General features: G+C 54.7%; 16 protein-coding genes. 8 read left to right on the forward strand and 8 right to left on the reverse strand.

What is annotated here, in order from left to right; all coding sequences use genetic code 11:
- Positions 1 to 8: 8 nt before the first annotated feature.
- The 6 genes from BLP93_RS09065 to BLP93_RS09090 form a co-directional block, all read right to left on the reverse strand.
- Positions 9 to 422 (reverse strand): response regulator, encoded by a 414-nt coding sequence (locus tag BLP93_RS09065; protein ID WP_092120281.1) that lies wholly within the window; start codon positions 420 to 422, stop codon positions 9 to 11.
- A 21-nt stretch (positions 423 to 443) separates the two neighbouring features.
- Positions 444 to 827: a NifB/NifX family molybdenum-iron cluster-binding protein gene (locus BLP93_RS09070; RefSeq protein WP_092120284.1), complete on the reverse strand. Its 384-nt coding sequence runs from the start codon at positions 825 to 827 to the stop codon at positions 444 to 446.
- Positions 828 to 846: 19 nt separating this feature from the next.
- Entirely contained in the window at positions 847 to 1,746 is a 900-nt protein-coding gene (locus BLP93_RS09075) for an ATP-binding protein (RefSeq protein ID WP_092120287.1), read from the reverse strand.
- A complete protein-coding gene (locus tag BLP93_RS09080) occupies positions 1,739 to 2,608 on the reverse strand; it encodes a nucleotide-binding protein (protein WP_092120289.1) in 870 nt (289 codons plus the stop codon). Before BLP93_RS09080 ends, BLP93_RS09075 begins: the two co-directional genes overlap by 8 nt.
- Positions 2,605 to 3,420: a NifB/NifX family molybdenum-iron cluster-binding protein gene (locus BLP93_RS17385; RefSeq protein ID WP_244148699.1), complete on the reverse strand. Its 816-nt coding sequence runs from the start codon at positions 3,418 to 3,420 to the stop codon at positions 2,605 to 2,607. Before BLP93_RS17385 ends, BLP93_RS09080 begins: the two co-directional genes overlap by 4 nt.
- A 380-nt stretch (positions 3,421 to 3,800) precedes the next feature.
- Positions 3,801 to 5,126 carry a sigma-54 interaction domain-containing protein gene (locus BLP93_RS09090; protein WP_092120292.1) on the reverse strand — a complete coding sequence of 442 codons (1,326 nt, stop codon included), beginning with the start codon at positions 5,124 to 5,126 and terminating at the stop codon, positions 3,801 to 3,803.
- A 638-nt stretch (positions 5,127 to 5,764) separates the two neighbouring features.
- On the opposite strand from BLP93_RS09090, the gene BLP93_RS09100 reads away from it, so the two are divergent.
- The 7 genes from BLP93_RS09100 (at position 5,765) to tmcB (ending at position 15,233) form a co-directional block, all read left to right on the forward strand.
- Positions 5,765 to 6,679, forward strand: a complete 915-nt coding sequence (locus tag BLP93_RS09100) for a universal stress protein (protein ID WP_092120298.1) — start codon at positions 5,765 to 5,767, stop codon at positions 6,677 to 6,679.
- A complete protein-coding gene (locus BLP93_RS09105; protein ID WP_092120301.1) occupies positions 6,680 to 8,392 on the forward strand; it encodes an FAD-dependent oxidoreductase in 1,713 nt (570 codons plus the stop codon).
- A gap of 659 nt (positions 8,393 to 9,051) precedes the next feature.
- On the forward strand, positions 9,052 to 11,334 hold the full coding sequence (locus tag BLP93_RS09115) for a PAS domain S-box protein (RefSeq protein ID WP_244148700.1): 2,283 nt from the start codon (positions 9,052 to 9,054) through the stop codon (positions 11,332 to 11,334).
- A 144-nt stretch (positions 11,335 to 11,478) separates the two neighbouring features.
- Positions 11,479 to 11,865 (forward strand): cytochrome c3 family protein, encoded by a 387-nt coding sequence (locus BLP93_RS09120; protein ID WP_161946263.1) that lies wholly within the window; start codon positions 11,479 to 11,481, stop codon positions 11,863 to 11,865.
- 92 nt (positions 11,866 to 11,957) lie between these two features.
- Positions 11,958 to 13,220, forward strand: coding sequence for an electron transfer complex subunit TmcD (gene tmcD / locus BLP93_RS09125; RefSeq protein ID WP_092120310.1), 1,263 nt, complete (start codon positions 11,958 to 11,960; stop codon positions 13,218 to 13,220).
- 16 nt (positions 13,221 to 13,236) lie between these two features.
- Positions 13,237 to 13,896 (forward strand): TmcC family electron transfer complex membrane anchor subunit, encoded by a 660-nt coding sequence (gene tmcC / locus BLP93_RS09130; protein ID WP_092120313.1) that lies wholly within the window; start codon positions 13,237 to 13,239, stop codon positions 13,894 to 13,896.
- Between the two features lie 20 nt (positions 13,897 to 13,916).
- The gene (tmcB, locus tag BLP93_RS09135; protein WP_092120316.1) at positions 13,917 to 15,233 is read left to right on the forward strand and encodes an electron transfer complex ferredoxin TmcB; all 1,317 of its coding nucleotides are present in this window, start codon (positions 13,917 to 13,919) and stop codon (positions 15,231 to 15,233) included.
- A 130-nt stretch (positions 15,234 to 15,363) separates the two neighbouring features.
- Here the strand turns inward: tmcB and BLP93_RS17590 are convergent, their stop codons facing one another.
- Positions 15,364 to 16,605 carry a (Fe-S)-binding protein gene (locus BLP93_RS17590; protein ID WP_333473916.1) on the reverse strand — a complete coding sequence of 414 codons (1,242 nt, stop codon included), beginning with the start codon at positions 16,603 to 16,605 and terminating at the stop codon, positions 15,364 to 15,366.
- A 25-nt stretch (positions 16,606 to 16,630) separates the two neighbouring features.
- Positions 16,631 to 17,287, reverse strand: a complete 657-nt coding sequence (locus tag BLP93_RS09150; RefSeq protein WP_092120324.1) for a hypothetical protein — start codon at positions 17,285 to 17,287, stop codon at positions 16,631 to 16,633.
- Positions 17,288 to 17,661: 374 nt separating this feature from the next.
- On the opposite strand from BLP93_RS09150, the gene BLP93_RS09155 reads away from it, so the two are divergent.
- Entirely contained in the window at positions 17,662 to 18,111 is a 450-nt protein-coding gene (locus BLP93_RS09155; protein WP_092120327.1) for an RrF2 family transcriptional regulator, read from the forward strand.
- Positions 18,112 to 18,232: the final 121 nt, after the last annotated feature.

An 18,232-nucleotide genomic window follows, 5' to 3' on the forward strand; every position in this document is an offset into this window, starting at 1 on the left:
ACTACTTATCACATTTTTACTGCATGGCATGAAGTGGTCCGGCTTGTCTTGCCGTTTCGCGTCAGGCGAAGCATCAGGCGAGCCAGGTTCGTGCCGTCCTGGGCAGTGGGATTCAAGGGTACCGAAGCCAGGATGCCCAGACCTTCGCCGGCACGATGAAAATTCTCCTCGTCAAGTGATGATACGACGATCGTGTTGATCATGGCATTGATTTTCAGCAATTCGCGGGTCAATTCCAAGGGAGCGCCCTCCGGCAGCCCCTCGTCCAGAATGATGAATGCCGGTGCGCTCATCTTGACCGCAGCCAGTGCGTTGGCCCAACTGTTGGTGAACAGCAGATCCGCATCCTTGAGATCGCGGTTCAACGCCTCGGCAAAGTCGTAAAAATCCGCCGATCTGGTTGTCGCTATGAGTATTTGCACGTTCCCCTCCCGAACACATGATCAGACCTGCGCGGTTCCCCCGCAGGTGTTTTCAGTACTGAAAGCGGGCAGCGTCCCCATCAGGAAGGCTTCAACCGCATGACCTACGGATGGAGCGCCAGAACCATACACCACCCGGACGCCCACCTGCTGAAATCCCATGAGCGGACGCAACCCCATCCCACCGGCAATAAGCACCTTGACCCCGTTGCTGGCCAGATGGTTCACCGGCGCCATGCACCCGCCCTGCTGATGGGGAACATTGGGCAAAATGCCTACCGACTGAATTTCTCGACCCTTCACCACAACGATGGTGTAGAGATCACAGTGGCCGAAATGCTGGCCGATGGCGGCGTCAAGGCCGCCGGGGTTCTCGGATGGGATGGCGATGATCAGTGTGTCCATGGATGCGTTTCCTCTGGTATTAATGGTGTTGGAGATGACCGCGCCCACCACTGGGCAATGAAACAATCCTTTGCCAAATATCCCGGATGCTTTTTGCAAAAGCGGCTTCGGGCATTTCCGTGACGCACTGGCCCTGCAGCATGGCCTGGGTCACCACCTCGTCATAAGGCAGCATCCCGAGCAGTTCATGGCCGTTGTGGCGGCAATACTGCTCGATCTCCCTGCTGTTCGACGTGTTCAGGTCATACTTATTGATGATCACCGAGGCGGGAATACGAAAATGGGTGCACAATTCAGCCACCCGCGCCAAGTCGTGTCTTCCTGAAGGTGTGGGTTCGGTGACGATGACCGCCAATCCTGCCCCGGAGAGCGAACTGATGACCGGACAGCCGATGCCGGGTGCGCCGTCGCACAACACCAGAGGGATTCCCTGGGACTCGGCCCGCTGGCGGGCCTCCTTCTTCAAGATGGCGACAAGGCGTCCGGAGTTTTCCTGTCCGGGAAAAAGCCGTGCATGGACCATGGGACCAAAACGCATGGAGGACACATACCACTGCCCGCAGTATCTTTCAGTGAATGCCACGGCCTTGGCAGGACAGAAATGCACGCAGACCTTGCAGCCTTCGCAGCGCAGGGGGTCGATCTGAAAATCCTCCGTGCCCCCTTTCCGCACGGCGTCAAACTGACACAGACTCGCACACAGACCGCACCCCGTGCACAGCAAAGGATCAATGTATGCCTCGTACCCGGAACGAAACGCATGTTCCTCCTCAAGCCGGGGAGCCAGGAGCAGATGCAGATCCGGGGCGTCCACGTCCAGGTCGCAAAGCATCACGTTGTCCGCCACGTGGGCAAATGCCGCGGTGATGCTGGTTTTGCCCGTGCCGCCCTTGCCGCTGATAACGACAATCTCACGCATGACCGGCCTTCCTTAAACCAGAAATTGCCGCAAACAGTTTCTCCGCAAGCTCGATAAAAATCTTGCGCAGTTCCGGAATCTCCCGGCTGATCACTTTGCCTTGGGAATAGGCCTGGGCAGCAGCACGAGAATAGGGAATCTCAGCCCAAACAGGCAGGCCGTGATCCAGGCAATATCTTTTCACCTGTCCATCCCCGATGCCCGCCCTGTTGATCACGGCCCCAAGCTGTTTGCCCAGCGGCGTGAACGCCTCCACGGCCAGCTTGAAGTCATGCAGCCCAAAGGGAGTCGGTTCGGTGACCAGGACGATGCAGTCCGCGTCCATGACCGCGTTCACCGCCGGACAGCTCACGCCGGGAGGAGCATCAATCAAGACATCTCCTGCATCCCCTTCCGACATGAGTCGCTGCTTCACCTGCCGCATCAAGGGAGGACTCATGGCCTCTCCCACCCGCAGGCGGCCCATTAAAAAACGGGCGTTTCCAGCTCGCCCCTCCAGAATTGTCCCCAGTTCCCGGCCGCCGGGTCTGAGCGCCCCTTCAGGACAAAGCGCCAGACAGCCGCCGCAGCCGTGACACATCTCCGGAAACACCAGCAGTTTCTTGCCAATTACGGAGAGCGCCTTGTACTGGCAAAATGCCGCGCATTCCCCGCAAAGAGTGCACAGGGCTGGATCCAACTCTGGAACTTCCAGCAGGCCCTTACTCTCGCCGGTGATCACTGGATTCAGAAAAAGATGCAGGTTCGGCTCTTCCACGTCCAGATCTACCACTGTAAGCGGGTGATCCCAGATTTCGGCCAAGGAAGCGGTTACCGTGGTTTTCCCCGTGCCGCCCTTGCCGCTGGCAATGGCGTAAATCACCGTGCTCCTCCAGCCCCTTGCCGCTTTCCTCCCGTGTTTCCGTGGCCTCTGGAATTGGGAGCGTCGGCCACCTTCAATTCTCCTCGCCGATACTTGTCCAGGGCCTGGGCCACGGTTACCCCCTCAACATTCTGGATTATCCGAATTCCCGCGGCGGAAAGAGCTTGGAAGGCCTTCGGCCCGACAAAACCGCTTATCACCAGATCCGCACCGGCTTGAGCCACGTTTTCAGCGGCCTGAATGCCCGCCCCCTGGGCCAGGGTCTGAGAGCCGCCGTTGTCAATGTACCTGGCTTCATTCTTGGTCAGGTCCATTATCACAAACCCGGCAGCCCGCCCGAAACGAGGATCAACCATATCTTCCAGGAGAGGGCCTTCACTGGTCACGGCAACAACTTCACTCTTCATTTCAGCACCTTCTTTATGGTTGTATTCTGATCCGTATCTCTTCTGTTTGCCGCGGCATCCAGCGCATCCGGGCATCTTCACCGACTGGATGCGGCCGGAAAACCATGCGTTGAGCACTTCGTCCACGGCTCCTCCAATCCAGGGTTCCACCCGGATCCCCTTTTTGCGGAGCGTTTCCAGGTCGCCGCAGGTGAGTCCGCCGCAGAGCAACACATCCGTCCCCCACATCGCCAGCATGTCAATGAAACCGATCAGGCCGACCTCGCGCACGGGTGTCGGCAAGACGATGACAAGCTTTTCCCCCACCTGCACGTCCGATTCCTCTCCTGGCCTGGATTGATCAACCCTGACTTTGGTCGCGGGGTAGAAGCACAACTTTGTGGCGGTTTCCAACAATGTCGCCACACGATCTCCGTAACATGCCAGGCATAGACGCATGGGATTTCCTTCGAAAGATGGCTCAACGAGACCTGCTGGGTCACATTCAATGAATGGCAGAAAACATGCCAAACAATTTAATTCTATAGTTACGACATGTTAAAAAATTTCACAGCAGAGCAAATCAGAAGTCGGGCGCAAAACAAGCCCAGTTCGTGCACCGATGGACGTCACCAGGAGCAGGCCGTTGTGGAAGGTCGGCTTACCGGCATATGGAGATGTGGGAGTAGGGAAGAAGTACGCGGTGCTGATCTATCAGGATCATAAAGAGGTGAACGTTGTGCCGAAGATAAGCTGCTTAGGCGCGGTCATATTGCAGAGGAGTTCATCTTGCGGGATTTATCTTTCTATGCGGCCTGCGAGGCGTTCAGCAGTCGACGCAGGGTATCCTTGGAAACCATCAATTCACGGCAGGCGGCCATGACGCGTCCGTTGTTGCGGGCCAGGGCAGCAGCAGCAGCCTGACGTTTGATCTCGTCCATGGTCCCTCGAAAGGTCGGCGAAGGGCTGGGTGCCTCGAAAGGGCACAATCCCTCGGGCAAATGCTCCTGCATAATGAACCCGCCGGGGCAGAGGATAAAGGCATATTCGATGATGTTCTCCAATTCCCGGACGTTGCCGGGAAACGCATGCCGCATCAAAAACTGAAGCACCTCCGGGGCAAGTCCCTGGATGTCCTTGCCGCTCAGGACATTTTGTCGCTTGATGAAATGCTGGGCCAGAAGCAGAATGTCCTCAGGCCTGCGGCGTAATGGAGGCAGAACCAGGCGGACCACGTTAAGTCGATAATAAAGATCGCTGCGAAAGGTTTGCCTGGAGACCATCTCCTCCAGATTGCGGTTTGTGGCGGCAATGACCCGGACGTTTACCGCAACGCCGCGAACCGACCCCAAAGGTTCAACCACTTTCTCCTGCAGAACGCGCAGGATTTTGACCTGCAAAGCCAGCGGCATGTCGCCGATCTCATCAAGGAACAAGGTGCCGCCGTCGGCCATTTGGAAGCGTCCGGGCTTGTCCTTTTTGGCATCAGTGAACGCCCCGGCCTTGTGACCGAAAAGTTCGCTCTCCAGCAGATTTTCCGGCAAGGCGCCGCAGTTCACGGCAACGAAGGGCTTGGTGCTGCGTCCGCTCAAATTGTGAATCGCACGGGCCACAAGCTCCTTTCCGGTACCCGACTCGCCAAGGATAAGAACCGCAGAGCCACTGGCCGCGATCTGCGGGAGAATACCGAGAATCCGCTGGAACTCTGGACTCTTGCTGAGAATGTCTTCGATCCTGTACAGTCCGTCGAGTTTTTTCTGAATCAGGCGCAATGCCGAAAGATCACGAAACGTTTCCACCCCCCCCACGATTTTTCCCCGCCGGTCGCGCAAGGGCGCCGCACTGATGCTGATGGGAACTTTGGTTCCGTCGGCACGAACAAAATGCAAAGAGCGGTTGCCTCGATTTTCTCCGGCTTCCAGTGAGGTCCTGAGAACGCAGGCCCCGTCGCAGATGCTGGAACGAAAAACCTCCCAGCACTTGCGCCCCAAAGCCTCGTCCTTGAGCACCCCGGTGATGGCGCTGGCCGCACGATTGAAGAACGTGATGTTCCAATCCAGGTCCACCGTAAATACGCCGTCGGCCAGGCTGTCCATGATATGTTCACAGGAAATATCTTTCGGAAAACTCATAAATGCCCCATTCATAAAATTCGGCCCCAGGTGGGGGAGATGCAAACTGCTAAAAATACGCCCTAAGAAGCCATTCGGGCTCATAATTAGCCCAAGTCGCTTGTACACCCATCGCCATAGATGTCAACCCTCTATATATAATGAATAAAATTTTCGGCACGCAAAATGCTTATTGACAAGCCAAGCACAGTCCAAAAACAGGGCAAACATGAACCGAATCCCATTCCTTGAATTCAAGAAAGCATAAAAAACAAATTATTTCATGAATATGGGAATCCGCCCGACCCTTTCAGAAATATTTTACGATCTGATCGAACATTCAAGGAGGCTCAGCCATGCCGAATCAAGACGGTACAGGTCCAGTAGTTCAGGACAAAGACGGAAACAGAGGCAAACAAAAGCGGCGCGGCCAGTGCCGGCGAACCGGGGAAAATGGAAATGGACCACGGTGCCAAAAGAACCGAAACCGCCAGGGCCAGTGAGCCATTTTCAATCAAGGATCTTGAACGTGAACCCCATCCGGGAAAGCCAAGCCGCAACATGGATACATCGCTCCGGCAAATGAAACATCCTCGGTCCGGGATCATTGGAACCGTTTCCGTGTCCGCGGCGCAGAACAGCATGCCAAGGAGGAGAATATGTTCAAATTGATCCTTCTTGCCCTGTCCGACAGGGGCGACGGGAAAGCCGCTTTTCAGGCGGCATCCTCCATGGCTGTCAGGAACAACGCGGGGTTCACGGTCCTGCATGTCAGCACCCCCCTCGGCCATGAGGGGGGTTGCGTGTTGCAGCTTTCCAACGCGGAGGAAATCTCCGCGCGTCGTGTGGAAATTGAGGACATGTGCCGGGCGATGATGCCATCGGGGCTCACGGCGGATGTCATGCTCAGCGCGGGATTCCTTGATGTGGAGATCCTCAAGACATGCCGTCTTCTGGAACCGGACCTTCTGGTGGTTGGAGAGCAAAGCGGGGCCGACAAATGCCGGCGGGAGCTGACAACAATGGGCGCTGCCGATACCGCGGAACTGACCGCCCGGACAGCTCCATGTCCGGTTATGGCAATTCCCGCCGCTGCGAAACCCGACACCTTATCCGGCGCGTTCCAGCGCATCCTGATAGCCAGTGATCTCACTCCGGGAACAACCGGCATTTTCAAAGTGGCGGAACAGATTTCCGCTCAGGAGAATGCGGAGTTGCGCGCATTCCATGTCCTGGCCGCGGATGAGTCCGTTTCGGACAGGACAGCCCTGAACTGCAAAATTGAAAAGGCAAAGAAACAGTTGACGTATCTTTGCCGGAATCTGCCCGTAGCCTGCCTGACCGCTGCCCGTGAAGGGGAGCCTGCTCTGGAGATCCTGAAATACATGCGCGAACACGATGTAGATTTATTAATCATGGCAACGCATTGCTATAACGCAAACCCAGAAGAACAAAACGGAGCCGTCGCGGCAGCCGTGATCAACCGGGCACGCTGTCCGGTCATGCTTGTCGGCCCCGCTGTCGCGACCATCAACCCAGATGTTTCAGCACGAACACCACGAGGAAACAAATAGATGCCGCAGCACATCGTCATCATCGGAGCCGTGGCCCTTGGCTCAAAGGCCGCGGCACGTTTCAAGCGTCTGGAGCCGGACAGCCGTGTAACCCTTGTGGATCGGGGAAAACTCATCGCCTACAGCGGCTGCGGCATTCCCTATTATGTTTCCGGTGAAGTGAACGAAGAACGGGAGCTGCAGAGCACCGCCTTCCATATGCTTCGTGATACCGAGTTTTTCCGCAAGACCAAGGGAGTGGACGTGCGGATCGAAACCGAGGCTTTGGCCATCGACCGCAAAAACCGGACCGTAAACCTGCGCCACCTGCCGACCGGAAATGAGGAAATTCTGGCTTACGATCAGCTGGTGCTTGCCACGGGCAGCACCCCGTTCCAGTTGCGTGTTCCGGGAACAGCCTTGCAGGGTGTGCATACCATTCAGGATCCGGAATCCGCCCGGCAGATTCGATCACGCATCGCCGGCGGCAAGGTGAAGCGAGCCGTGGTCATCGGCGCGGGTTTCATCGGCATGGAGATGGCCGTGGCTCTGGCGGATTTGTGGGATGTTCCGACCACGGTAATCGAGTACCGCGACCAGATCCTGCCCGGCGTCATCGGGAACAATCTGGCGCGGATGGCACAGCGGCGCATGGAGCAAAAAGGAATCACATTTCTGTTGGGAGAACAGGCCAAGGCCTTTGAAAGCGATGACCAAACGCATGTGGCTCGCGTGGCCATGGAAACGACGACGTTGCCCGCTGATCTGGTCATCGTTGCCGTGGGAGTTCGGCCCAACAGCGCATTGGCTCGTCAGGCAGGCCTCGAGGTTTCCGAACGCGGGGCCGTACAGGTTGACGAATATCTGCGGACTTCAGATCCACATATTTTCGCCGGAGGCGACTGCGTAGATCTGCGCCACCTGCTTACCGACATGCCGGTTTATCTGCCCATGGGATCCCTGGCCAACCGGCAAGGCCGGATCATCGGTGACAATCTGGCAGGCGGAAGATCCAAATTTTCTGGAGTGACAGGATCCTGGTGTGTCAAGCTCTTCGACCTCGCCGCCGCGGGCACGGGCCTGACGCTTCAAGGCGCCAAGAATGCGGGTTTTAACGCCCTGTCCGTGCATGTGAGCCAACTCGACCGTGCGCATTTCTTCCCGGAAAAAGGGCTCATGAGCCTGGAACTGGTTATTGAACGCGATACAGGTCGGATGCTCGGCCTGCAAGGACTGGCCGACATGGGCGACGCCCTGGTTGGCAAGGTAAATGTGGTGGCGGCGCTGCTACCCTCGGCTCCGAATGCCCGTATGCTGAGCAGCCTGGAAATGGCATATTCACCGCCATTTTCCGCTGCCTTGGATATTTTGAACGTGCTCGGCAACGTGGCCGACAATATCCTTGCGAACCGCTACCGCGGCATCCACGCGGACGATTTCGCGGCCATGTGGAAAGAGCGAGAGCACAACGACCTGTTCTTCCTCGACTGCCGTGAAACGCTCGAAGCCGAGAAATACGCACACGCTCACCCGGAATTCTGGCACAATATTCCGCAAGGCGAGCTTGCCGAAAGATTAAAGGATATACCCGAAAACCATCGACTCGTGCTTATTTGCAACACCGGTGCCCGAGCCTACGAGGCACTTGTTACCTTGAACAACGCAAACTTTAACGACGTGGTCTGCGTTGAAGGCGGCATGACTGCTCTCACGGCCGCGGGGGTGCAAGTGTGATGATTTTCCAGAAGGCAACTCGGTTGAGGTCATACCGGCGAAAGCCGACGCGTTATCGCTCTTCATGAAAGCCTGCCCGAAGCAATTCAGCAGTTACCGCATTGAAGACTAATCATCCCTCCTGTTGAGTCTTTCCGAACCATGCCGCCGCTCGCTCTTGGACATCCCGCGCTGCTGTGTTTGCATGCAGCCGGAAATACGCGATGTCTTTCTCTTCCCCAATCGCTTAATGATTCCATTTATCATCTTGAAGGCTCAATGTGCATGGCAGAGCAACCTGAAATTCCACTCTTAGTTGAAATACGTTTGATCAAAAATCCATACCTCTCCCTAGAAAGAAGTTATTTCGATGCTCAATAAGGTCATTTGGCAAAGAAATTTTTGTCGCCATTCCCCTTGCATAGTTTTCAAGATTGGGCGACTATGTTATAAAAAGAACAAGAAAAGATGTCTAATAAAAAACCTGAAGCAATTTATCCATGTAACAACCTCTCACTCCCTCCAGCATACCAAGAGCGCAGAGGTAATCTTGTGGGCAAAACATGGCATTATCCCTCAATCTGAGGAAGTCCTTTTACTCATAACGCTGCTATTGCAAATAGCCCAGACCAAAATACTACCAATTCAGTCCACTTTCACGTAGTTCTCAAGGGAAGTCCATGAAAATTAAGAACATGGTCCAGAACTTGACATTCAAGATGCTCCTCTCCGGAGGGGTAACTTTCTTTATCTGTGCTGGACTCTGGGCCGCGTTCAATGTGGTTTATCTGCGCGATTTCATCCTGCGCAGCATCAAATCAGACATCATTACCCTTTCCGATACCGTCCTGCTCGGCCTCGATTGCGCAACGCTCCATGACTTCGAGGAAGACATCAAGCAGATCATCGCCTTCAGCCCACACAAGAACATCGAGGCCATCCGGCTTTTGGACAAGAGGGGCAGGATTGCCTACTCCAGTAATGCCGAGGAAGTCGGCACATTCGTGGCCAACTCCTCTGAGTCCTGCCGAAAATGTCATGATCAAAATCCACCTCCGGCAATCTTAAGCCAGGAGGAACGCAGTCGGGTTCTTCAGGCCAATGACACCATCATCATAGGTACAGTAACGCCAATTCCCAACAAGGTCGGCTGTAGCGGGCAAACCTGTCATGCTCATTCGGAGACGGAGCAGTTGCTCGGTATCCTGGACATGGAAGTGACCACGGAAGTCAAGGGAACGGTCCTGCGGGAGTTCCAGCAAGCAAACATGCAGATTTCACTGCTTGTTTTTCTGGCCACCTTTCTTGTTCTCTTTCTGAACTACCATATTCTGATCTTCAAGCCCATTCGTCGCCTGATCCAGGCAACCAAGGACATCAGTGCCGGCGGGAACTATTCGGACATCTCCGTCCGCCAGGCAGACGAAATCGGCGTGCTGGCCGGGTCATACAACGACATGTGCCGCAAAGTAGCTGAAAAGGAAGCCTTGCTGGTCGCGCAACGCGAGGAATACCGCAATCTTTTTCAAAACGTCCCCTGTCTGCTGAGCGTTGTGGACAAAAACTATATGGTGGTCCGCCATAACAAGAAGTACGGGGACCATTTCGGCAGCTTCAAGGGCAGGCATTGTTATGAGATAAACAAGGGTTTAACGGAAAAATGTCCTGTTTGCCCTGTGGAATTGACATTTTTGCATGGCACTCCTCATGTCAGTGAAGAAGTCGGTTTGTCCAGAGACGGAAAAACCATCTACTGGATTGTGTATACGGCTCCAATAAAAGATGCTGAAGGCAACATCGTTGCGGCAATGGAGATGATGCTCGACATTACGGCGCGCAAGGAGCTTGAATTCAAACTCGCTGCATCAGAACTGCGTTATCATTCGATTTTCGAGTCCATTCCCAGCGGACTGTTCGTTCTGGACTACGAATCCCTGACCATCATGAACTGCAATGATGCCGTACAAAAAAAATATGGTTACAAGCCCGAAGAACTGCTTGGAAAATCGTTCCTGGTCCTCTTTCGTGAGGAAGAGCACGATTTATGGGAGCAAAAGATCCGTCTCGCCCAGGAAATCAACCAAAGCTCCCAGATTATCAAGAACGGTTCGATCATTTACGTGGCCATGCACATCTCCCATTCGGAATTCGAAGACCAGAAGGTCCTCATCGTCTCCTGCACCGACGTGACCAAGAAACTTGAATCCGAACAGCAATTCATCCATTCCAGCAAAATGACGACGCTTGGGGAAATGGCCACGGGCGTGGCCCATGAACTGAATCAACCTCTGGCGATCCTCAAGTCCATCAGCGGCTACCTGACACGGAAGATCAACAAAGGAGAGATCCTGGATTTTCCCATGCTGGAAGAAGTGGCCCAGAGCATCAGTACGCACGTGGACAGGGCGGGCAAGATCATTACGCACATGCGTGATTTTGGTCGCAAGTCCGAACCGAAAACCATGCCCGTGCAAATCAACGACGTGCTGCGGCGGGGGCTGGAGTTCTTCAGCCAGCAGCTTAAGGTCCGCAACATCAAGGTCGAATTGAATCTGGAGGAAGATCTTCCGATCATCATGGCCGATCCCAACCGCCTCGAGCAGGTGTTTATCAACATGCTGATCAACGCCAGGGATGCGATTGAAGAACGCTGGGTGCAGGGGCATCCTCCACTCGGTGAGAAAAAGATAACCCTGCTTACCTGTTCAAATGGTGAAAACGTGAAGATCAATATCTGCGACACCGGCACGGGCATTCCGCCGGAACTGAGTGAAAAGGTTTTCGAGCCGTTCTTCACCACCAAGGACGTTGGCAAGGGAACAGGACTGGGCCTCTCCATCTCCTACGGGATCATTCAGGATTATCATGGGACGATCACAGCGACCTCCACCCAGGGTGAAGGCGCATGTTTTACCATTACCTTTCCCATCGCCGGAAAGTTTGAGCGAAACAACTCTTTGTAGCACGGATGCTCATGGGAAGGTTTCGTAGAATTGCGGCAATTGATGTCAGGCAACAACCGAAACGGAAGACGTACAGGAGAAGTGGACCTCGTCCATGACGACAGCATTAACTCATGGAATCAATCTCTAACAACGGAGGAGTGCATGCGAAACAGAGTTCTATTTGTCTGTTGCCTTGCAATGATCGTCTTGCTTGCCGGTACGCTTGTTGCACAAGAAGATCGTTTTCTTATCCAAAGCAAGGCGTTTGAACCACGTCAGCGTCCCGGAGTCGAGTTCAACCATCTGTTGCACTATGAGTTCCTTGAATGCACGGATTGTCATCATGATTATGTTGATGGCGAGAACGTCTGGGACATGTACTCCGGGAAGAATTACTGTTCTGATTGCCACACGGTAAATGGAGACGAACACGCCATGGGGCTGATGGATGCATTTCATGAGCAATGCATCGGCTGTCATCAGGAGTACCAGAGACGTGGCCTATCGACGGGTTACATCATGTGTGGAGAATGCCACGCCAGACGTTAAGGTGCCGGTTTTCCCCAACGTATGGTTCATGAGACAGATTTTTCATTCTTCTTGAATTCCGTTTTCAACCGAGAACAAAGAGGAGCTTGGATATGCACGAAAACGCAGCGTCCTGGGACTGGCTGGCCGGTGAACAGGTTGTGCTGAAATCGGCAGCATGCAATGCCCAGCACCAATGGCAGGAGGAACCGTATGTCTCGCCGGATGGCGAGAAATTTTGCACCATCGTCCGCTTGGAAGACGACTCATTCACCATGTGCGTCAATGGTCAACCATGGGAAGCTACTTTTGAAAAGATGTGGAAGCCCGGTTTTTCTCCAGATGGCCGGCTTGTGGCGATCATCCAGCAAGATGGTGAATGGACTCTGGCCGTGGACGGAGAGACATGGCCGGAATTCTACGCTTACATCTGGCATCCGATCTTTTCCGCGGATGGCTCGGTCATCGCCGCTGCTGTTCAGATGGATGGCAAATATGGCATGTGTGTTGATGGAGAACCATGGCCGAACCTGTTCGACAATGCCAATGAGTTCGCCATCAGCAACAACGGGCAAAGCACCACTGCTGTGATCCAGACGGAAGCCATGGCTGCCGCGGATCTGGCAGCTTTCAGACGCGGTGTGTATACCGTGGCCGTCAATGGCCAACCCTGGGAGAAGAGCTTCATGAATATCTGGAGCCCGGTTTTTGATCCGCAAGGAAAGCGGGTCGCTGCTCAAACGCGGCTCAACCTTTATGAATACACAATCATTGTGGACGGAGAAACCTGGCCCGAAGCGTTTGGCTGCGTATGGGAACCCTGTTTCAATCCGGTTACCGGGACAATTGCCGCTCCAGTACGCATTGCCGGTTCCTGGGGCATGGCCCAGGATGGCAAAGTCATCTGGGAGCCTGTTTTTACCCAGTGCTGGCACCAACAGTTTAGTGCCGACGGAAAGACACTGGGCGCCATTGTCGCCCCTTCCTTCGGCAACTTCACGGTAGCCCTGAACGGCAAGCCTTGGTCATCGGTCTATCCCGTGGTCACGGAACTGGCAGTTTCCGCGGACGGCAAACGAGCCGCCGCCCTGGCCAGTGAGCATAACGTGAACTGGCGTGTCGTGGTGGACGGGACCCCCTGGGATGGCGCCTACGACATGGCCTGGAAGCCGGTTTTCAGTGCCGACGCCGGCCATGTCGCGGCCAAAGTGGAGCACAAGGGAAGACATAAAGTGCTTCTCGACGGCAAGTCGTTCAAACGCGACTTCGACCGCGTCTGGGACCCGATCTTCAGCCCTGACGGCTCCAAGCTGCTCATCCGGGCCCTGGACAAAGGCGCATACCTGCGCATCGTCGCCGATGTCACGGACTTCTAGCCAAGGGGGGGATACCATGTACGACATCTACAATTTCGTGACTGGACCACTGGTCTGGATCGCATTCATCATCTTCGTCGTCGGCTCAATTTACCGCCTCGCCAGCATGTATGCCCTGGCCAAGAAAAAGGATGCCGTGTCCCTGGCCTACATGGACTGGAAATTCTCTTTCCGTTCCATCATCAACTGGTTGATCCCCTTTAACAGTCTCGGCTGGAAAGCCAACCCAGCGTTGACCGTGGTCACATTCATATTCCACGTCCTGCTACTGCTGACGCCGATTCTGCTTTCCGCACATGTCATTCTCTTTTCAGATTCCTGGGGTTTCAGCTGGTGGACCATATCCGACAACACGGCCAACTACATGACCATGGCGATCATTGCCGCCTGCATATTCTTTGCGGTCCGTCGTTTCTATCTTAGAGACGTCCGTTTTCTGACAACGTCCCAAGATTGGCTGATTTTGGCCCTGGTGGCGCTGCCCTTTGTTACCGGGCTGTTGGCTTACTACCAGCTCTTCAATTATCAAATCATGCTCATCGCCCACGTTGTGGTGGGGTGCCTCGTGATTGCGGCGATTCCCTTCACCCGCCTCAGCCACATGCTCTTTGCGGTATTCACCCGAAGCTACATTGGTTCCGAATTTGGAAAAATCCGTCGCGCCAAGGACTGGTAGGACAAAAAGGAGGAATTTCCATGGGAATTCAGGAAAGACTTATCGAGGACGTGGGGCTTCGGGAAGGCGTCTCACGTTTGACCGAAGAAAAGATTCAAAAGACGGTGCAGGCGGTTTTGAAAGGGGAAAACGGGGCTCGCTTGAAACTGTATGATGAAATATGCCTGCGATGTGGAATGTGCACGGAAGCCTGTCATTTCTATCTTTCACACGACAAAGACCCGACCTATGCCCCCGCGGCCAAGGTCAAGCAAACCATCGGCACGTTGCTGGCCAGCAACGGGCGCGTCACGCCCAGCCAAATCTACAACATGGCCCAGATCGCCTACACCGAATGCAACCTTTGCCGCAGGTGCATCCATTTCTGCCCTGTCGGCATCGATACGGCATACATGATGATCACCATGCGCCGCATCTGCCACAGGCTGGGAGTCACTCCTCAATACATCCAGGACACGGCGCACAGCCATTCCGCCACGTTCAACCAGATGTGGGTCAAGGACGACGAGTGGACGGACACGTTGCAGTGGCAGGAAGAGGAAGCACGGGATGAATTCCCGGACTTGAGAATTCCCCTAGATAAGGAAGGAGCCGACGTCTACTACTCCGTCATCGCGCCGGAGCCCAAGTTCCGGACCCAGCTCATCTACCAGGCCGCGGCCATCCTGCACACGGCCAAGGTGGACTGGACCATGCCAGCCGAACCCGGCTGGGACAACTCGGACATGTGCATGTTCACCGGCGACTTTGAAATGATGGGGCGCCTGAAACGCAAGCATTTCGAATCAGCCCAGAAGCTCAAGGTCAAGAGAATCGTCATGGGCGAATGCGGTCACGCTTTTCGATCAGTGTATGATGTCGGCAACAGATGGGTCGGCTGGAAGCAGTTTCCCGTTCCTGTGGTGCATGCCATCGAGTTCTTCTGGGAATTGCTGACCGAGGGAAAAATCAAGCTGACCTCCAAGTATCCTGGGCCGGTCACGGTCCAGGATCCGTGCAACATGGTCCGCGGACGCGGCCTTGGGGACAAGCTTCGCGAGGTGGTCCACATTCTTGTAGATGGAGAGATTATCGAGACGGCCTCCAACCGGGAACACAACCTCTGTTGCGCCGCGGGAGGCGGCGTGATCAACTGCGGACCTCCCTTCAAGAACGCCCGGGTCCAGGCCTGCAAGGCCAAGGCGGAGCAACTCCGGGCCACGGGCGTCAAGACCATTATTGCTCCGTGCCATAACTGTCACGGGGGGCTGGACGATACCGTTCACAAATATGAGTTGGGCATGGAAATCAAGTTCCTGGGCGACATTATTTACCAACTCATGGAGAAACCATCGTAGATACGTTCAACCCCGCGGTCCGGATTTTCTCAATCCAATGGCCGGATAAAGATTTACCGTAAAAAAGCCCGACAAGCAGTGCTTGTCGGGCTTTTCCATGAATGTCCGGCAACAATTCAGATAGAATTCGTCACACAGCACCCAGATCGACGGCTTCAGCCAAATACGCGCTAAACAATTCAACTTTCGCATCCAGCTCATACGCCTTGCATGTTTCCTGGATTCCATCCTCGCAATTGTGGCAGGCCACCACGATCATTTTCGCCCCCGTAGCCCGGATGCTCTCGGCCTTGGCCTTGAGAGCGGCAATCTTGGCCTGCTTGTATTCCGGCATCAACCCCTGTCCGCCGCCGTTACCGCAGCAATAGGTCGCGTTTCCGTGGGGGTGCATTTCCCGGAAATCCGCCGCCACCCGGGACATCAGCTCACGGGATTGCTTGTACATCCCGGCATTGCGGATGAAGTTGCATGAATCCTGGAAGGTTGCCGGTTCCTGATGAAACCCGGGAATAAGTTTCAGTGCGCCGGAACGCAGGCAATCCGCCCAGACCTTGATCGGCGGCGTGGCTTCGAAGGAAAACTGCTTGCCCAGCCAGAGTGGCGCCTCGAACCCGAGGGCCTTCATGGAGTGGCCTCACTCCGCGGTGATCACCGCCTTGACCTTGAGTTTTTCAGCCACCTCCACCACGTTGTTCGCCAACCGGGAGGCGGCAGCCACATCTCCCGCAAATAATCCAAGATTCGTGGAATCCCAGGACTGGGGCGAGATGGTGAAATCCACGCCGGCAGCATTGTACAGCTTTAAATAGTTGTAAAGGTTTTGGGGGTAGAACTTGATGTCCCGGGGATGAAAGGTCAGCAGATACCGCGCACCCACCTTGTTCAGGGGAGCCACGGCCGCGGGCATTTCCTCCTGCAACTCTTCCAGCTGCCATTCCACGGTTTCCAGGAAGTCATCCTCGGTCACCGCGAGATTGTTCCCGAACTCCAGGGCATTCTGCATGCCTTTGGCCAGACCGGGAGGAATCATCCCCATGCTGACGGCAACGCCGCGGGCCGCGTGGACCAGGGAAGCTATGCCGATGCCGTGGGGACAGTACATCGTGCAGCGCTGGCACATGGTGCACGTACCGTAACAGACGTCGCGCAACACCTCGAGCATCTCGCCGTCCACCCGGCCGCGTTTGCGGTAGAGATCGAGCAAGGGCTTGATCCGATAGGCAGGAACATGCTCCGGTTTGGGGTTGGAGGCGTAATAGTGGCACCCCTCGGCACACATGCCACACCGAGAGCAAATGGCCAGCCACATTTCCAAACGCGCACCGGCTTTCTCCGCCAGAACCGCGGCCAGAGCCTTTGTATCAACGGTCATTAACTGCTCCATCCATAGTTTGCGGTTACCACGGCCCCACCTCCCGCTTCCCGAAGTCGCTTCCCGTGGCGGCCCTGGATACAAAGAAAAGCACCATGTGGGAAAGTTTGGTGAAGGGAATGAGAATCAGCAGAAAATTTGCACTCAGGATGTGCAGGGTCAACATCACGGGATAATCGCCCCATTGTCGATGTGCGGCCAAACCCGTGATCAACGGCAAGGCCACCAGCATCAGGACCAGAATATCCTTCTTCTCCGTCAATCCTCTGAGCGATGGGTGCAAGAGACGCTTCAAGAGAAAAAACAGGAGACTGAGCAAGGCGAGTATTGCCAGAACGTCGGCCCATGGATCAGGAATGGTGGGCCATGAGACACCCCAGCTCATCTCCAGCATGATCACGTGAGCCGAAAGAAAAAAGATCACGGTGAACAGACAGACGTGCAGGGCAAAACCCGCGGCGGTGGACCAGGGGCTGGATTTCGCGGTCCGGTTCAGCGGAAGAAGAAAATGCAGGATCGATGCGAATGCCCAGTTGGCGCGAAAGTCCGCCGGAAGCCCCTTCCTGGCCAGCGTCGCCTTGCGGCGATAATTCACAAGCCTGTAGGTGAGACCGAAAGTTAAAACGACAACAGCCAGCCAGACCATGGGGCCGGCTGCGAAATTGTAAACGTCATAAATCATTTCTTGGCTCCGCCGAGGTTAGCGAATGATTGTCTATGTGGCTGCTTGTAACTGCTCAGCTGCGTTCCGACTCATCGCATCATGTAAATGTGATGATATTCAGCCCAATGTATGCACGTGGTAAATCGGAACCGAAATCTGTTAACTCTCTATCAAGCTGCAAGAAAAATCCCGGTTGCCCGCTCAAATCAATAATCAAATCCCCTCAAAGTGTCCATTTTGCCTGTTTTGCACCTCATCAGCAAACTTGACTGAAACGAAGCCGGTGCATAGAACGTTCACTACGACTGCCCGCTCAACTATCGCGTGATGTTCCGAACCATTCATGACAATAAAATCATGTACCCATCAATCTCAATCCGACGGACATCATCATGAAACTTTCTGCCCGCTCCCGCTATGCCGCCCGAATTCTGCTCGATTTGGCGGAGCAAAAAGGTAATACGCCTGTCTGCGCCTCCTCCATCTCTGAGAACACGGAGATTTCTGTTCCCTTCATCGAACAGATACTGCGGCCGCTCAAAAAAGCAGGCTATATTCAAAGCGTAAGAGGCGCCTATGGCGGACATGTCCTGCTCAGGGATCCAGCGACAATCACACTTGGCGATATAGTTCGCACCATGGGAGTAGAAATCAATGTCGCCCAGTGCTGCTCCGACCCGACCATTTGCACCAGAAGCGATGATTGCCGCACCCAAATCGTCTGGGAACATCTGTCCAATGTAATCGAGCGGGAGCTGGACTCCCTGACCCTCGCCGACTTGATGGAAGGTTCAGGATCACTTCGAAAATTAATTTCTCTCCGCCAACAAAAATCTTGCTGATGGATATAAACTACAAATTCAGATCCGACAGCCACCTCTCAAAAAACAGCAAAATCTCGATCAAATAGCTGTTCGACACGGACAGACACACTCGCCCTCTCCAATCATTTAATTCCCGCAC

The sequence above is a fragment of the Desulfonatronum thiosulfatophilum genome (assembly GCF_900104215.1).
Classification (GTDB): domain Bacteria; phylum Desulfobacterota; class Desulfovibrionia; order Desulfovibrionales; family Desulfonatronaceae; genus Desulfonatronum; species Desulfonatronum thiosulfatophilum.

Bases quoted from the DNA above. Each gene is read 5' to 3' on its own strand.
- BLP93_RS09070 (WP_092120284.1), bottom strand. From the start codon at position 827: ATGGACACACTGATCATCGCCATCCCATCCGAGAACCCCGGCGGCCTT.
- BLP93_RS09075 (WP_092120287.1), bottom strand. From the start codon at position 1,746: ATGCGTGAGATTGTCGTTATCAGCGGCAAGGGCGGCACGGGCAAAACC.
- BLP93_RS09090 (WP_092120292.1), bottom strand. From the start codon at position 5,126: ATGAGTTTTCCGAAAGATATTTCCTGTGAACATATCATGGACAGCCTG.
- BLP93_RS09100 (WP_092120298.1), top strand. From the start codon at position 5,765: ATGTTCAAATTGATCCTTCTTGCCCTGTCCGACAGGGGCGACGGGAAA.
- BLP93_RS09105 (WP_092120301.1), top strand. From the start codon at position 6,680: ATGCCGCAGCACATCGTCATCATCGGAGCCGTGGCCCTTGGCTCAAAG.
- BLP93_RS09115 (WP_244148700.1), top strand. From the start codon at position 9,052: ATGAAAATTAAGAACATGGTCCAGAACTTGACATTCAAGATGCTCCTC.
- BLP93_RS09120 (WP_161946263.1), top strand. From the start codon at position 11,479: ATGCGAAACAGAGTTCTATTTGTCTGTTGCCTTGCAATGATCGTCTTG.
- tmcD (WP_092120310.1), top strand. From the start codon at position 11,958: ATGCACGAAAACGCAGCGTCCTGGGACTGGCTGGCCGGTGAACAGGTT.
- tmcC (WP_092120313.1), top strand. From the start codon at position 13,237: ATGTACGACATCTACAATTTCGTGACTGGACCACTGGTCTGGATCGCA.
- tmcB (WP_092120316.1), top strand. From the start codon at position 13,917: ATGGGAATTCAGGAAAGACTTATCGAGGACGTGGGGCTTCGGGAAGGC.
- BLP93_RS09150 (WP_092120324.1), bottom strand. From the start codon at position 17,287: ATGATTTATGACGTTTACAATTTCGCAGCCGGCCCCATGGTCTGGCTG.
- BLP93_RS09155 (WP_092120327.1), top strand. From the start codon at position 17,662: ATGAAACTTTCTGCCCGCTCCCGCTATGCCGCCCGAATTCTGCTCGAT.